General features: G+C 73.4%; 15 protein-coding genes. 9 read left to right on the forward strand and 6 right to left on the reverse strand.

Features of this window, described 5'->3' with window-relative positions; all coding sequences use genetic code 11:
• Positions 1-7: 7 nt before the first annotated feature.
• The 5 genes from pstA to BUE41_RS09420 all read right to left on the reverse strand — a co-directional run bounded on the left by pstA (position 8) and on the right by BUE41_RS09420 (position 4,993).
• Positions 8-919, reverse strand: a complete 912-nt coding sequence (gene pstA, locus BUE41_RS09400) for a phosphate ABC transporter permease PstA (RefSeq protein ID WP_073456646.1) — start codon at positions 917-919, stop codon at positions 8-10.
• Positions 916-1,998, reverse strand: a complete 1,083-nt coding sequence (gene pstC / locus BUE41_RS09405; RefSeq protein ID WP_073456647.1) for a phosphate ABC transporter permease subunit PstC — start codon at positions 1,996-1,998, stop codon at positions 916-918. The genes pstA and pstC overlap by 4 nt, the downstream gene beginning before the upstream one ends.
• Before the next feature lie 37 nt (positions 1,999-2,035).
• Complete coding sequence (gene pstS / locus BUE41_RS09410; RefSeq protein WP_073456648.1) at positions 2,036-3,154, reverse strand: phosphate ABC transporter substrate-binding protein PstS; 1,119 nt, start codon at positions 3,152-3,154, stop codon at positions 2,036-2,038.
• Positions 3,155-3,336: 182 nt separating this feature from the next.
• On the reverse strand, positions 3,337-4,209 hold the full coding sequence (gene mshD, locus BUE41_RS09415; RefSeq protein ID WP_073456649.1) for a mycothiol synthase: 873 nt from the start codon (positions 4,207-4,209) through the stop codon (positions 3,337-3,339).
• A gap of 37 nt (positions 4,210-4,246) precedes the next feature.
• Positions 4,247-4,993, reverse strand: a complete 747-nt coding sequence (locus BUE41_RS09420; protein ID WP_073456650.1) for a winged helix-turn-helix transcriptional regulator — start codon at positions 4,991-4,993, stop codon at positions 4,247-4,249.
• Positions 4,994-5,236: 243 nt separating this feature from the next.
• On the opposite strand from BUE41_RS09420, the gene BUE41_RS09425 reads away from it, so the two are divergent.
• The 5 genes from BUE41_RS09425 to BUE41_RS09445 all read left to right on the forward strand — a co-directional run bounded on the left by BUE41_RS09425 (position 5,237) and on the right by BUE41_RS09445 (position 8,304).
• Positions 5,237-6,019, forward strand: coding sequence for an LmeA family phospholipid-binding protein (locus BUE41_RS09425; protein WP_159444883.1), 783 nt, complete (start codon positions 5,237-5,239; stop codon positions 6,017-6,019).
• A gap of 69 nt (positions 6,020-6,088) precedes the next feature.
• Complete coding sequence (locus BUE41_RS09430) at positions 6,089-6,523, forward strand: thioredoxin family protein (protein ID WP_073456652.1); 435 nt, start codon at positions 6,089-6,091, stop codon at positions 6,521-6,523.
• A gap of 202 nt (positions 6,524-6,725) precedes the next feature.
• A complete protein-coding gene (locus BUE41_RS09435) occupies positions 6,726-7,172 on the forward strand; it encodes a DUF4395 domain-containing protein (RefSeq protein WP_073456653.1) in 447 nt (148 codons plus the stop codon).
• Positions 7,169-8,005, forward strand: a complete 837-nt coding sequence (locus BUE41_RS09440) for a sulfurtransferase (protein WP_073456654.1) — start codon at positions 7,169-7,171, stop codon at positions 8,003-8,005. Before BUE41_RS09435 ends, BUE41_RS09440 begins: the two co-directional genes overlap by 4 nt.
• Positions 8,005-8,304: a DUF1416 domain-containing protein gene (locus tag BUE41_RS09445; protein ID WP_073456655.1), complete on the forward strand. Its 300-nt coding sequence runs from the start codon at positions 8,005-8,007 to the stop codon at positions 8,302-8,304. Before BUE41_RS09440 ends, BUE41_RS09445 begins: the two co-directional genes overlap by 1 nt.
• A 58-nt stretch (positions 8,305-8,362) precedes the next feature.
• Here the strand turns inward: BUE41_RS09445 and BUE41_RS09450 are convergent, their stop codons facing one another.
• On the reverse strand, positions 8,363-9,109 hold the full coding sequence (locus BUE41_RS09450) for a hypothetical protein (RefSeq protein WP_073456656.1): 747 nt from the start codon (positions 9,107-9,109) through the stop codon (positions 8,363-8,365).
• A gap of 81 nt (positions 9,110-9,190) precedes the next feature.
• Between BUE41_RS09450 and BUE41_RS09455 the strand changes: the two genes are divergently transcribed.
• The 4 genes from BUE41_RS09455 (at position 9,191) to BUE41_RS09470 (ending at position 14,802) form a co-directional block, all read left to right on the forward strand.
• Positions 9,191-9,973, forward strand: coding sequence for an SAM-dependent methyltransferase (locus tag BUE41_RS09455; RefSeq protein WP_073456657.1), 783 nt, complete (start codon positions 9,191-9,193; stop codon positions 9,971-9,973).
• A 48-nt stretch (positions 9,974-10,021) separates the two neighbouring features.
• Complete coding sequence (locus tag BUE41_RS32395; protein WP_073456658.1) at positions 10,022-12,940, forward strand: ATP-binding protein; 2,919 nt, start codon at positions 10,022-10,024, stop codon at positions 12,938-12,940.
• Positions 12,941-13,003: 63 nt separating this feature from the next.
• A complete protein-coding gene (locus BUE41_RS09465; protein WP_073456659.1) occupies positions 13,004-14,065 on the forward strand; it encodes a class I SAM-dependent methyltransferase in 1,062 nt (353 codons plus the stop codon).
• Positions 14,065-14,802, forward strand: coding sequence for a GNAT family N-acetyltransferase (locus BUE41_RS09470; protein ID WP_073456660.1), 738 nt, complete (start codon positions 14,065-14,067; stop codon positions 14,800-14,802). Before BUE41_RS09465 ends, BUE41_RS09470 begins: the two co-directional genes overlap by 1 nt.
• The last annotated feature ends 7 nt before the right edge of the window (positions 14,803-14,809 follow it).

A 14,809-nucleotide genomic window follows, 5' to 3' on the forward strand; every position in this document is an offset into this window, starting at 1 on the left:
TGGCTCCCTACTTGGTCTTGGGTGCCGTGACGCGCGACAGCAGCGCCGCGATCAGCTGGAAGACGGTGATGATCAGGATCAGGGTGATGGCCGCGCCCCAGATGCGGTCACTGCCGGCCTCGGTCGGGTTCGCCCGCTCGACGGTCATCAGCAGCGGCAGCGAGGCCATGTTGCCCGCGAAGACGTTGTAGTTGATGAACGGCGCGTAGGCCACGAGGATCAGCATCGGCGCGGTTTCGCCCATGATCCGGGCCAGCGCGAGCGAGATGCCGGTGAGCATGCCGGACAGCGCCGTCGGGATGACGATCCTCACGATCGTCTTCCACTTCGGCACGCCCAGCGCGTAGGCGGCCTCGCGCAGGTCATCGGGGACGATCCGCAGCATCTCCTCCGTGGAGCGCACCACGACCGGCACCATGAGCAGCACCAGCGCCAGCGACACGGCGAACGCGCTGCGGTCGAAGCCGAGGATCGCGATCCACACGGCGTAGACGAACAGGGCCGCGACGATCGACGGGATGCCGGTGAGGATGTCCACCATGAACGTGGTGGCCCGGGCCAGCCGCGACTTCGCCCCGTACTCGACGAGGTAGATCGCGACGAGGATACCGATCGGCGTGGCGATCGCGGCGGCGATCAGGCTCTGCATGAGCGTGCCGTAGATCGCGTGGTAGGCACCGCCGCCCTGCTGCCGACCGAGCAGGCCGTTCAGCGACTGCGTCCACCAGCCCGGCCGCAGGACGACCGAAAGGCCCTCGGCGATCACCGTCCACAGCACCCACACCAGCGGGACGACGGCGACCAGGAACGCCAGCGTGACCAGCACCGCGGCGATCCCGTTGCGGATCTTGCGACCGGTGCTGATCGGGGTGAACGTCGGGCCGACCGCGGGCTCGTCGAGATCGATCGTGGTGCTCATGCCACGGCCCCCGAACGTGCGATGACGGCCCGCGCCAGTGCGTTCACCGCGAACGTGAGCACGAACAGCACCAGGCCGGCCGCGATGTACGCGCCGGCGGAGAGGTCGTTGTTCAACTCGGCGAACGACAGCGCGATCTTCGACGCGAACGTGGCCCCGCCGTCGAACAGGCTGCCGGAGAACGGGGTCTGCACCCCGGCGAGGATGATCGTCAGCGCGATCGTCTCGCCCAGCGCCCGGCCCAGGCCCAGCATCGATGCGCTGATGTAGCCGGAGCGCCCGAACGGCAGCACCGCGATGCGGATGACCTCCCACCGGGTGGCGCCCAGCGCGAGCGCCGCCTCGACGTGCGTCCGCGGCGTGCGCTCGAAGACCTCGCGGGTGATCGAGGTGATGATCGGCAGGATCATCACGGCCAGCACGATCCCCGCGGTGAACACCGTGGCCCCGGCGATCCCCGAGTTGCCGGGGGCGAACAGGAAGAAGCCGCCGAGGTGGGCCTGCAGCCAGCCGGCGACCGGCTCCAGCACCGGAGCGAGCACGAGGATGCCCCAGAGCCCGAAGATGATCGACGGCACGGCGGCCAGCACGTCGATCAGGTAGCCGAACGGCCGCGCGAGGCGCGGCGGCGCGTACTGGGTGAGGAACAGCGCGATGCCCAGCCCCACCGGCATGGCCAGCACCAGCGCGAACACCGAAACCTCGACGGTGACCAGCAGCAGGTCGAGGATGCCGAACCGCAGGTTCGCCGGGTCCTCGGTGTCGAAGTTGCGGCTGAGCAGGAAGTTGTCCTGGTCGACGAGCACCGACGGGATGGCCTGGACGAGCAGGAACAGGCCGATTGCGCCGATCAGCGCTACGACGAACGCACCCGAGCCGGTGACGAGCCAGCGGAAGAGGCGGTCGCCGCGCCGGCTGGACGTGGCCCCTGCGGGCTCGTCGGGCGGCGGGGCGGGCGGCGGGCCCGTGTCGGGCATGCGGACGTGCCCCTCCGGGATGGTCGCGGTCACGGGGAGGCCCCGCACGACACCGGTGTCGCCGGCGCCGGCGGGGCCGCCCGTCACGGGTAGGTCGGTCATCGAACCTCCGTGCAGGCCCACTCAGCGTAAGGGGGGATCAGGCGATCGCCGTGACGGCGGTGAGCAGTTTCTCCTGGAACGAGGCCGGGAGCGGGGCGTAGCCGGCGTCGGCGAGGTTGGCCTGGCCGGTCGTGGCCGCGACGGTGAGGAACGCCTTGACCGCCTTCGCGGTGTCCGCGTCGTAACCCTGCGAGCAGACGATCTCGTACGTGGCCAGGATCAGCGGGTACGAGCCGGGTGCCGGTTCCGCGTAGACACCCTTGAGGTCGATCACCAGATCGTTGCCGCTGCCGATGACCTTCGCGCCCTCGATGGCCTTGCCGACGTTCTCCGCGGTCAGCTCCACCGGGCCGCTGCCGCTGTCGATCCGGGCGATCGACAGCTTCGCGTCCTGGGCGAACGACAGCTCGACGTAGGAGATCGAGCCCTCGGTGGCCGCGACCGCCTGCGCCACACCGGACGACTTCTCCGCGCCGGAGCCGACGCCGCCGTTGAACTTCTTGCCGGTGCCCTGCGTCCAGGCGCCCTTCGATGCGGCAGCCAGGTACTGCTGCACGTTGTCGGTGGTGCCGGACTCGTCGGACCGGTAGATCACCTTGACCGGGGTGTCCGGCAGGTCCACACCCGGGTTGAGCGCGGCGATCGCCGGGTCGTTCCAGGTGGTGATCTGGCCGTTGAACAGCTTCGCCGCGACCTCAGCGGTGAGCACGAGGTTCGTGACGCCCTCGATCTTGTACGCCAGCGCCACCGGGCCGAACACCAGCGGGAGGTTCCACGCCGGGTTGCCCTGGCAGCGCTCCGCCGCCGCGGCGACCTCGCCCTTCTCCTGGGAGAGCGGCGAGTCGGAGCCGCCGAAGTCGACGAGTCCCGCGCTGAACTGCTTGATGCCCGCGCCGGAGCCGGTGGGGTTGTAGGCGACGTTGTGGCCCGGGCAGGCCGCCTGGTAGGCCTGGACGAACGCGTCCATCGCGTTCTTCTGCGCCGATGAGCCCTCGGCGCTCAGGTTCTCCTTGCCGCCGCAGTCGACGGCCGGGCCGCCTGCGGCGGGCGCCCCTGCCCCACCGCCTGCTGGTACCGGGTCGCTGCCGCAACCGGCGAGGAGCAGTGCGCTCGCGGCCAGGAGGGCGGCGACGAGGCCGTGCCGCTGGAGTTTCACGGAAAGGTCCTCCGACGATTCGGTCGCTGCGGCTCGGGGTGGCCGCTCGCCGGGAACGCTAGGTAGGCACGGTGGACGCCTCCCCCCGCTCAGGTGAACGGGGGATGAACAGGTCCGCGATCGGGCGTGGGCTCGACCACTCGGCTGAGTGACGAGGGGGCCGGCGCGTGACCGCGGGGCCGTCAGCGCGAGTAGTTCACGTCGGTGTCGGTGTGCCGGAACCCCAGCTGGGAGTACACGCGGATAGCCGGCGCGTTGTCCGACTCGACGTAGAGCATCACCTCACCGAGGCCGCGGTCGCGCAGGTGCGCGAGGCCGGCCAGGGTGAGCGCGCTGCCCAGGTGCAGGCCGCGGGCCGACGGGTCCACGCCGAGCACGTAGACCTCTCCGACGGGCGGCTCCTGGTCGTGGTGGATCTTCGTCCAGTGGAACCCGAGCAGCCGGTCCTCGGCGTCCACGGCGAGCAGGAACCCCTGCGGGTCGAACCACGGCTCGGCCTCGCGCAGCCGCACCTGCTCGACGTCCCAGCCGCCCTGCTCGGGATGCCAGTCGAAGGCCGCGTTGTTGACGCGCAGGAACTCCTGCTCGTCCTGCCCGACGACGAACGCGCGCAGCCGCACACCGTCGGGCAGCTGCGGCTCGAAGACGTCGGTGGGCGCGAGCGGGCGGCGCATCCGCCACAGCTCCCGGGTGCGCGCGAAACCGAACCGGGCGGCCAGGGCAGCCGCCGCCGGGTGGTCGCCGTGTGCCCACACCCGCAGCACCCCGTCGGTGCGCTCGATCAGCGCGGCCACGATCTGCGCGCCGAGGCCGCGGCCGCGGGCGTCGGGGTGCACGGTGAGCTCCGCGGTGCGGCTGTCGTCGGCGGCGGGGGGGTCGAGATGGGCGAACCCGACGAGCTCGTCCCCCTCGCGGACCTGCAGGTTGTCGCCCTCGGAAAGGTGCAGCAGCACGTTCTCCCCGATGGGCGCGTCGCCGTCGGCCTTGGTGGCGGCGGCGATCAGCGACGTGACGGCGGCGGGATCGGTGGGTGGTGCCCAGATCAGTTCGGCCACCGCACCGAGACTAGTCCCCTCGCGCGGTCAGGTCCGGTCAGCGCGCGTGGGCGACCGATCGATCGGACTCCTCGTCCGCGTCGTCGTCGTTCCCCGACGCCGCCATGCCCAGCCCCCCGCGGGTGGGCCGGACGAACTTGTACCCGACGTTGCGCACGGTGCCGATCATCTGCTCGTGCTCCGGGCCGAGCTTCGCGCGCAACCGCCGCACGTGCACGTCGACCGTGCGGGTGCCGCCGAAGAAGTCGTAGCCCCACACCTCCTGCAGCAGCTGAGCCCGGGTGAACACCCGGCCGGCGTGCTGCGCGAGGTACTTCAGCAGCTCGAACTCCTTGTAGGTCAGCTCGAGTAGCCGGCCGCGCAGCCGGGCCGCGTAGGTGGCCTCGTCGATGACGAGGTCGCCGAGCACGAGCGCACCACCCTCGGAGCCGTTGTCCGAGCCCCGGCGGGACTTGAGCAGGCGCAGCCGCGCGTCGACCTCGGCGGGCCCCGTGGTCGGCAGCAGGATCTCGTCGACCACCCACTCCCCGGAGACGGCGACGAGCCCGCCTTCGGTGAGCACAGCGATCACCGGTACGTCGGTCCCGGTGCTGCCGAGGAGCCGGCAGAGGCTGCGCGCGGCGACGAGATCGGTGCGGGCGTCCACCAGCACCGCGTCATGGGGTCCGGCGTCGAGCAGGGCCGCAACCTCCGGTGCCGCCGTGCGGACACCGTGCGGGAGCAGGGCGAGCGCAGGAAGCACGGATCCGGGGTCCGGATCCGCGGTCAGCAGCAGGAGTTCCACGACGTGCCTCCTCTCACCGGGATTTCCGGGCGGCGGGCATCGTTGACTCACCGTTCACGTCCGCGTGACCCGGTACTCACACCACCACACGGATCGATGCAGAATAACCAGATTCACCCCCTCCGACGAAAGCGCTGTTGACCACAGTTCGTTACGTGGAGGTGACCCGGGCGTCCGGACACATCGGACCCACCTCTACCGTCGTGCCCACCCACGACGGATCGGAGGTCCGGGTTGAGGCGCGTGATCATCGTGCTGCTGGTGCTCGTCGGGCTGTTCGTGGCCGCCGACTTCGGCGCCGCCGCGCTCGCCGAGTCCGTGGTCTCGCGGCAGATGCGCCAGCAGATCGGCCTGCGCGACGACCCCAGCGTGCGGATCAACGGCTTCCCGTTCCTCACCCAGGCGCTGACCGGCCGCTACGGCAGCGTCGACGTCCAGGCCAACAACATCACCGTGGCGGAGCTGGAGGACCTGTCCGTGCAGGCGCAGCTGCGCGACGTCGACGCCCCGCTGTCGACGGTTCTCGGCTCCGGCCCGAAGACGCTGAAGGTCGGCGAGGCAGAGGGCTCGGTGCGCATCCCGGCCCGCGACGTCGAGCAGCTGCTCAACCGCAACGGCGCCATCACCCTCGACGACCTGCGCATCGATCCGGTGGACGAGGCCGGACTGAAGGCCGCCGCCGAGGAGAGCGACGACACGTCGCTGACGTCCATCGACCCTGACCTCGCTGTCCGGCTCACCGCCACCACCGTGCTGCCGCTGCTCGGGGAGAACGAGGTGTCGGTGATCGCGCAGCTGTCGCTGGACAACGGCAAGGCCCGGATCGTGCCGCGCGACGTGCGCTTCGGCGGCAACGCGCTGCCCACCGCGGTCCAGCGCGTCGTGGCCGAGGTGTTCACCGTGACCGTCGACCCGGGCTCGCTGCCGCTGCAGGTCACCCCGACCGAGCTGACCGCGGAGAGCGGTGCCCTGCGGGTCAGCGGCACCGCGCGGAACCTGACGATCGGCGGCGCGAGCACGGAGTGAGCAGGGCGGGCTGCGAGCCGCACCACGCGAGCCCGGCGGCGACCGCGGCCGCCGGGTGATACTGCAGGGGTGAGTCTCTGGGGCGCTGTGGCGCTCGGCGTCGCCGTCGTCGTGGCGCTGGTCCTGGCGCTGGTCCTGCGCGCCCGCGACGGACGCGTCCGCGCCGCGGCCGGGGCGAGCGGGGGCTGGGCACTCGCCGGGTGCTCCCCGTCCGGTCAGGACCGGGTGCTGCTGCTGCAGCTGTCGTCCCCGGTGTGCGCGCCGTGCCGGCAGACCGCGGCGGTGCTGACCGAGCTGGCCGGGCGCACCGTCGGGCTCGTGCACGTCGAGCTGGACGTGGCCGACCGCCCCGACGCCGCCCGCGAGCTGGGGGTCCTGCGCACCCCGACGGTGGTGGCGTTCGACCGGGACGGCACCGAGCTGCTGCGCGTGTCCGGGGTGCCGCGCGCCGCGGACCTGCTCGCCGGCGTGCGGCCGGCGTTGTCCGGACGACTCGCCCCATGACCGAGCCCACTGTCCGGACCGTGGACGGTCGTTCCCGCAAGGCGGGAGCGTCGGCTACGCTGGCAGCCGTGTTCTGGCCGCTGACCCGTCGCCGCGCAGTCGATCTGTGCCGCGTCGGCAGCTGCCTGTGTCGCGTCTCCTGAGCATCCGCCCGCGCCGCTGATCGTCGGCGCATCCTTTCGGTTCTCTCAGGAGCCCACTCATGGCCACACCCGCAGAACCCCCTGTCGATCCGCGTGGTGTCCGGTTCGCCGCCGGTGTGACGACCGTCGTGCTCGCACTGGTCCTGCTCTCCGGCAGCGGCTGGCTCGCGGCGGCTCAGACCGTCGTCTTCGCGCTCGGCGCCTTCTTCGGACTCCGGTTCGCGCCCTACTCGGTGCTGTACCGGCTCGTCGTCGCACCCCGGTTGAACCCGCCCGCCGAGAAGGAGGAGGCCGCTCCCGTGCGGTTCTCCCAGCTCGTCGGGTTCGTCTTCGCCCTGGTCGGCACGATCGGCTACTTGACCGGCCTCACCGTCCTGGGCATCGTGGCCACCGCGCTCGCGCTGGCCGCGGCACTGCTCAACGCAGCCGTGGGCTTCTGCCTCGGCTGCGAGATGTACGCCTTGATCCAACGACTCCGTACTCGTAACCAAGGAGCCACCGCATGAGTCGCCAGGACGTCCTAGTCACCGCAGACTGGGCCGAGAAGAACCTCGGAACGGACGGCATCGTCTTCGTCGAGGTCGACGAGGACACCACCGCGTACGACGGTGGCCACATCCCCGGCGCGATCAAGATCAACTGGACCACCGAGCTCCAGGACCAGGTCCGCCGGGACATCCTCACCAAGGAGCAGTTCGAGCAGCTGCTCTCCGCCAAGGGCATCTCGAACGACGACACCGTCGTGCTCTACGGCGGCAACAACAACTGGTTCGCCGCCTACGCCTACTGGCAGTTCAAGCTGTACGGCCACGAGAAGCTGAAGCTGCTCGACGGCGGCCGCAAGAAGTGGGAGCTCGACGGGCGCACCCTGACCACCGACGTGGTCGAGCGCACGCCCACCACCTACAAGGCGAAGGACCCGGACAACGCGATCCGCGCCTTCCGCGACGAGGTCGTGCAGGCCATCGGCAACAAGAACCTCGTCGACGTCCGCTCCCCCGACGAGTTCTCCGGCAAGATCCTCGCTCCCGCGCACCTGCCGCAGGAGCAGTCGCAGCGTCCCGGCCACGTGCCCACGGCGATCAACATCCCGTGGAGCAAGGCGGCCAACGAAGACGGTACGTTCAAGTCGGACGAGGAGCTGCGCCAGCTCTACGCCGAGGCGGGCTACGACCCGAACAAGCCCACCATCGCCTACTGCCGCATCGGCGAGCGCTCGAGCCACACGTGGGTGGTGCTGCACGAGCTGCTCGGCTACGACGACGTGAAGAACTACGACGGCAGCTGGACCGAGTACGGTTCGCTTGTCGGCGTGCCGATCGAGACGGGAGCCAAGTGATGTGCGCTGCCCCTGACCAGGGGACTGCTCTGCCGCCGAACACGGACCTCACCAAGGAGACCGTGCTGACCGGGCGCGTGGTCGCCGACGGCCAGCCGGTCGCGGGTGCGTTCGTGCGGCTGCTCGACAGCACCGGCGAGTTCACCGCCGAGGTCGTGTCCTCGGCGACGGGCGGCTACCGGTTCTTCGCCGCGCCGGGCACGTGGACGGTGCGGGCGCTGTCGCGCCAGGGCAACGGCCAGACCGAGGTGCGGCCGACCGGCCCGGGCCTGTACGAGGCCGAGGTCGCGGTCGCCTGAGGACGACCGAAGGCCGGGTCCGTCGTCGACGGGCCCGGCCTTCGACGTGCAGGGGGGATCAGCGGCCGGCGAGCGCGGCGATCGGGGTGCCGGGACGCAGCCCGTCGCCCAGCGCGGCCCAGGGCACCAGCACGCCCCGCTCGGCGAGCGCCTGGACCGCGTGCGGGACCTCGTTGTACACGTGCGCGACCAGCCCCTCGCGGGTGGCGGTGTAGGGCGCGTCCGGGCCGGGTTCGGCGTAGAGGCTCGCGCAGAGATCGACGCCGGTGACCAGCTGCGGATCCAGGCCGGCGCGGCAGCCGGCGACGAACGCGGCGCGACCGCGCTCGGTGAGCACGTCGGCCAGCGGGATCTCCTCGCCGCTGGCGAGATCGATCACGAACGTCTGCATCGTCGAGCCCGGGTACGCCGCGCCGGGCACGGAGCGGGTGATGACGTAGGCGGTGGACAGCACTCCGCGTTCGTTCAGCGCCTCGTCGCGGTAGCCACCGGAGACCGCGGCGCTCTCCTCGCAGTCGATCGGGTCCGGGGTGAGGTCGAGCGCGGCGTTCGCGGTGGCGGCGGCATCGGCCGGGATGCCGTGGACGGTCAGCCAGGTGACGTCGTAGTCGCAGGTCGCGGAGCCGTTGGTGATCGTCGTGCTGGCCGATTCCGGGGCGAGCACGGCCTGGCCCGACACAGCCGTGGACGTCGGTGCCGCGACCGTGGCGGTCGGGGGCACGGGGACGGCGGTGCCCGCCGCGCCGGAGCAACCCGCGAGGGCGGCCGCGGCGATCGCGGCGAGCAGGACGTGCCGGACGATCATCTCTCTCCCTGCGCTCGAGTTCGACCGACCGTAGTATCGATCACCGACGGTTCCGGTTGCGGAACGGACAGTGGGGGGCACGTGAGTGGCATCGACCTGCGCACCGACCGTGCGCATTCCGCCCGGATCTACGACTACCTGCTCGGGGGGAAGACGAACTACCAGGCCGACCGCGAGGCGGGGGACGCGGCACTGGCGGCGATGCCGTCGATCCGCACCACCGCGCGGGCGCAGCGGGCGTTCATGCACCGCAGCAGCCGGGCGATCGCCGAGCTGGGCATCGACCAGTTCCTCGACATCGGTACCGGAATCCCGACCGAGCCGAACCTGCACCAGGTCGTGACCGCGGTCCGGCCCGACGCCCGCATCGTCTACGTCGACAACGACCCGATCGTGCTCGCGCACGCGGCGGCGCTGATGACCGGGCCGGGCACCGTGGCCTACGTCCAGGCCGATGCTCGCGACCCCCAGGCCCTGCTCGCGGCGCCGGAGCTGCAGCAGACACTGGACCTGTCCCGCCCGGTGTCGGTCTCGGTCATCGGGATCATCCACTTCCTCGACGACGGGGCCGTCTCCCGGCTGCTGTCCACCGTCATGGACGCGGTGGTGCCCGGCTCGTACCTCACGATCACCGTCGGCACCGAGGACCACGACGTCGACGGCGAGGTCCGCCGCACCAACGCGGTGTACGCCAAGGCGGGGATCCCCGGCTGGGCCCGCACCTGCGCGGAGGTCGAGCAGCTGCTGGCCGGGCTGGAGCTGCTGGAGCCGGGGATCGTGCGGCCGCAGGAGTGGCGGCCCGACGGTGTGCTCGACGGCGCGCAGGACCGCGCCCTGTGGGCGGCGGTGGCTCGCAAGCCCTGACGCTCGCGAGGGCTCGACACGCCACCGCGGACGTCGAATACTCCCCGCGTGCTGCACGGGCGCGACGCGGAGCTCCGGGAGCTCACCGGGGCCGTGGCCGCCGCGCTCGCCGACGGGCGCGGCCTGGTCGCGCTGATCACCGGGGACGCCGGCATCGGCAAGACCCGACTGGCCCACGAGGTCGCCTCCGCGCTGCGCGCCGGCGGGGTGCGGGTGGCGTGGGCGGTGTGCCGGGCCGACGACGGCACCGCGCCGTACTGGCCGTGGGCGCAGCTGCTCGCCGCCCTGGGCCGCCGCGACGCGCTCGTCGCGCCGCCGGGCGATCCCGCTCTGGCGCGGTTCCGGTTGCACGAGGCCGTCGGGGCCGCGGTGGCGGCGGCCGCGCCGATCCTGCTCGTGCTCGACGACCTCCACTGGGTGGACCGACCGTCGCTGCGGCTGCTGGAGTCGCTGGTGCCGCACACCGGCACCGCGCCCGTCGTCGTGCTGGGCACCTACCGGGACACGGAACCGGGGCCCGCGGCCACCCTGGCCGCCGATCGGCGGGTGGTGCTGCGCGGTCTCGACGTGGCTGCGCTCGGCCCGGCGCTGGAGCAGGCGACCGGCGAGGAGGTGCCGGCCGACGTGCTGGCGTCGGTGCACCGGCGGACCGGCGGCAACCCGTTCTTCGCCGCCGAGATCGTGCGCATGCTGCGCGGGACGGGATCGGCGGGTGAGCTCCCGCCCGGGGTGCGGGCCGTGCTCGACCGCAGGCTCGACGGGCTGCCGGAGGGTGCGGAGACGCCGCTGCGGGCGCTCGCGGCGCTCGACCCGGCCGGCACGAGCGGCGCCGACGACAACCTGCTCGCCCAGGTGGTGGGGTGCTCCCCCGCCCGGCTCGCCGAGCTGCTCGACACCGCCGTGAACGCCGGTCTGGTCGCCCGCGGGGAGGACGAGCACCGGTTCTGCCACGGGCTCGTCGCCGAGGCGCTGGCCGCGCGGACCCCGCCGGCCGAGCGGGTGGACCTGCACCGGCGGGCCGGGACCGTGCTGACGCGGCGGTGGCGATCCGGGGACGGGCCGGCCGCGCAGGCGGCGGCCCATCTGCTGACGGCAGCGCGCCGGTCCGGCGAGCCCGCCGACGCCGGTCCGGCGATCGAGCTGGCCGTCGCGGCCGCCGACGCGGCCACGGCCGCCGCGGCGCACGAGGACGCGGTCCAGCTCCTCGACCGGGCGCTCCCCCTCGCCGCCGACGGGGCGCCGCGGGCCGGGCTGCTGTGCCGCCTCGGCGAGGCCGCACTGGCCGCTGGAGACCTGCCGCGGGCCCGCACCGCGTTCACCACGGCCGCTGAGCACGCCCGCCGGGCGGGCGACCCGGAGCTGCTCGCCGCCGCCGCGCTGGGCCTGACCGGCGGCGCGGCCGGGTTCGAGGTGGACCTCACCGATCCCGGGCGGGTCGCGGTGCTCGACGAGGCGCTCGCCGCGCTGCCGCCGCACGACTCGGTGCTGCGGTGCGCCGTGCTCGCCCGGCTGTCCGTGGCGCTGACCTTCACCGACGGCGAACCACGGCGGCGCGAGCTGGCTGAGCAGGCCGTCGCCGTCGCCCGCCGGCTGGCCGACCCGGCAGCGCTGGCCACTGCGCTGGCGGCGCTGTGCGACGCGACCGCCGGGCCCGCGCACGTCGAGGAGCGGCGCGCGGCGGCCTCCGCGATCGTGACGGCAGCGCGGCAGGCCGGGGACGTGCCGCGGGAGCTGCTGGGCAGGCGGCTGCGGGTCGTCGCGCTGGCGGAGGCGGGGCGCTGGGCGGACGTCGACCGGGAGATCGACGCGTACGCCGCGGCCGTCGCGCCGCTGCGTCGCCCCGGGCTGTCCTGGTACGTGCCGCTGTGGCGGGCCGCGCGCGCCGCCATGCAGGGCCGCGACCCAGCGGACCACGTCGCGGAGCTGACGGCGCTGGTCGCCCGCTCGGGCAGCCTCAACGCCGAGCTGCTTCGGCTGACGCAGCAGTTCATCTTCTCGGTCCTGGCGGGGCGGCCCGACGAGGAGAGCCTCGCCCGGTTCTTCGAGCTCGCTCCCGAGGATGCGGCGACGCGGTGCACGCAGGCGCTCGTGTGGGCCGCGAGCGGTCGACCCGGTGCCGCCGAGCTGCTGGCGGACTACCTCGACCACCGGCTAGACGGGCCCGCCGACAGCGAGTGGCTGCCCGAGATGGTGCAGAGCGCGCAGGTGGCCGTGCTGATCGGGGACCGGCAGGCGGCCGCTCGTCTCCGCCGTGTGCTGGAGCCCTACGCCGACCTGTTCGCGATCGAGGGCATCCTCGCCGGCACGTGGGGCTGCGTGGCGGGCCACCTCGCTGCGCTCGCCGACCTGCTCGGCGATCCCGGCGCGGCCCGCGCCCACCGCGAGACCGCGGCGGCCGCCGACGCCGTGGCCGGGAGTGGGGTCGGCGCGGTGATCGCACTGCGGTCCCGGCCCGTCCCCGTGGCGGAAGCGGTGTTCCAGCGGGACGGCGAGGGGTGGCGGATCGGGTTCGCCGGCCGCACCGTGGTGCTGCGCGACAGCAAGGGCATGCACGATCTCGCCGTGCTGCTCGCCCGACCCGGCGTCGACGTGGCGGCGCACGAGCTGGCCGGGACCCGTCCGGTGGTCGCGGTGCGGCTGGAGCTGGCCGACCGCACCGCGATCGACGCCTACCGGCGCCGCCTGGCCGCGCTTGCCGACGCCGCCGACGACGGGGACACCGCCGCGGCGGCCGAGCGAGCCGCGCTCCTGCGGCAGCTCTCCGCGGTGACCGGCCGCGGCGGGCGGGTCCGCAGCACCGGAACCGACGACGAGCGCGTCCGCAAGGCCGTCGGCAACCGGATCCGGCTGGCCCGTGAACGGATCGCGGCCGTGCACCCCGAACTGGGCCGCCACCTGCGGGCCTCGGTGCGCACCGGGACGCACTGCCGCTACGACCCGGAACGGCCCGTCGACTGGGTCCTGTAGCACCGCTACGGCCGCCGTGGCGCCTTCCCGGGTGACCGATTCGAACCTCGGGAAGGAGTCCCCATGACCACCACCGACGTGTCCGTGGCCGAGCAGCTCGCCGGGCGGCTGTTCACGGCCGGGATCGGGGCGTTCGAGCTGACGACCGCGCTGCTCGGCGACCGGCTCGGCCTGTACCGAGCGCTCGCCGAGGGCCCCGTCACCGCGACCGGGCTGGCCGCCGCGACCGGGACCGACGAGCGCTACGTGCGGGAGTGGTGCGAGCAGCAGGCCGTTGCCGGGCTCATCGCCGTCGACGATGCCGCCGCGGCACCGCACGAGCGCCGGTACGCGCTGCTGCCGGGCAGCGAGGCCGTGCTGATCGACGAGCTGAGCCCGGCGTACCTGGTGCGGCTCGGCGAGTTCGTCGAGGCGATCGGCCGCGTGATGCCCGCCCTGCAGGAGGCGTTCCGCACCGGGGCGGGCGTGCCGTTCGGTGACTACGGGGTGCAGCACGCGCAGGGTGCGCTGAACCGGCCGGTGTTCGCGAACCTGCTGGTGCAGGAATGGCTGCCGCAGCTGCCCGACGTGGACGCGCGGCTGCGCGCGGGCGCCGTCGTCGCCGAGTTCGGCTGCGGCGAGGGGTGGGCGGCGATCGCGCTGGCCGCCGGGTACCCGGACGTGCGGGTCGAGGGCTTCGACGCCGATCCGCCGTCGATCGAGGCGGCCCGCCGGCACGCCGAGGCGGCCGGGGTGGCCGACCGGGTCCGGTTCACCGTCGCCGACGTGGCCGAGGTGCAGGGCAGCTACGACGCCGTGTTCGCGTTCGAGGTGCTGCACGACCTCGCCCACCCGGTGGCCGCGCTCGCCGCAGCCCGCCGGATCACGACCGGCCCCGTCGTCGTCATGGACGAGCGGGTGGCCGAGGAGTTCACCGTGCCCGGCGACGACGTCGAGCGGTTCTGCTACGCGGCGAGCGTGCTGCACTGCCTGCCCGCCGGCCGCGGCGAGCCGGACTCGGCCGCGACGGGCACCGTGATGCGCCCGGACACCGTGCGCCGGTACGCCGCCGAGGCCGGGTTCGCCGGGGTCGCGGTGCTGCCGATCGAGCACGAGATGTTCCGCTTCTACCGGCTGGAGCGCTGATGCTGCGGACCGGGTGGGAGGACGACACGCCGTCGGCCGACACCATCGCGCTGGCCGCGATGCGGGTGATGGCCGATCGCGCGGCCGCGCTCGCCGAGGCCGCGGGCGGGAAGGTGCGCCGCGGGCCGGGGCTGGTGCTGGCCGACGCGGGTGCGGCGAACCCGTTCCACAACGTGGCGACGGTGATCGGGCCGGTCGACCCGGCGGCGGTCGATGAGATCACCGGGTTCTTCGGCGGGGTGTTCCTGCTGATCAGCCCGGCGCCGGCGGCGCGGCTGCCGGTCCTGGAGCTGATGGGGCACCCGCCGCTGATGGTGCGGCCGCCCGGTGGGCGCGCTCCACGCCCGGCGCCCGGGGTGGCGGTCACCGAGGTGCCGGACGGCGCGGGCCTCGCGGTGTTCGACCGCGTGCTGTCCGCCGGGTATCCCGTGCCCCACTCCCCCACGCCGGCGGATCTGCTCGGTGGGCCGACGCGGTTCTTCCTAGCCACCGTGGACGGGGAACCGGCCGCGACGGCGATGGCCCACGTCGGTCACGGCGTCGTCGACGTCGAAGCGGTGGCCGCACTGCCGCACCTGCGCGGCCGCGGCGCCGGCACGGCGGCCGTGTGGGCGGCGACGCTGGCCGCACCTGAGCTGCCCGCGGTGCTGCTGGCCAGCGACGACGGGGTGGGGATCTACCGGCGCATGGGCTACCTGGCGCTGGTGCGCGGCACCGCGTGGTGGCGCGGCCAGTAGGGTGCCT

The sequence above is a fragment of the Pseudonocardia thermophila genome, assembly GCF_900142365.1.
Classification (GTDB): Bacteria; Actinomycetota; Actinomycetes; order Mycobacteriales; family Pseudonocardiaceae; genus Pseudonocardia; species Pseudonocardia thermophila.

Coding starts and splice junctions, on each gene's coding strand:
- pstA (WP_073456646.1), bottom strand. CDS start 919: ATGAGCACCACGATCGATCTCGACGAGCCCGCGGTCGGCCCGACGTTC.
- pstC (WP_073456647.1), bottom strand. CDS start 1,998: ATGACCGACCTACCCGTGACGGGCGGCCCCGCCGGCGCCGGCGACACC.
- BUE41_RS09435 (WP_073456653.1), top strand. CDS start 6,726: ATGGCCACACCCGCAGAACCCCCTGTCGATCCGCGTGGTGTCCGGTTC.
- BUE41_RS09440 (WP_073456654.1), top strand. CDS start 7,169: ATGAGTCGCCAGGACGTCCTAGTCACCGCAGACTGGGCCGAGAAGAAC.
- BUE41_RS09445 (WP_073456655.1), top strand. CDS start 8,005: ATGTGCGCTGCCCCTGACCAGGGGACTGCTCTGCCGCCGAACACGGAC.
- BUE41_RS09450 (WP_073456656.1), bottom strand. CDS start 9,109: ATGATCGTCCGGCACGTCCTGCTCGCCGCGATCGCCGCGGCCGCCCTC.
- BUE41_RS09465 (WP_073456659.1), top strand. CDS start 13,004: ATGACCACCACCGACGTGTCCGTGGCCGAGCAGCTCGCCGGGCGGCTG.
- BUE41_RS09470 (WP_073456660.1), top strand. CDS start 14,065: ATGCTGCGGACCGGGTGGGAGGACGACACGCCGTCGGCCGACACCATC.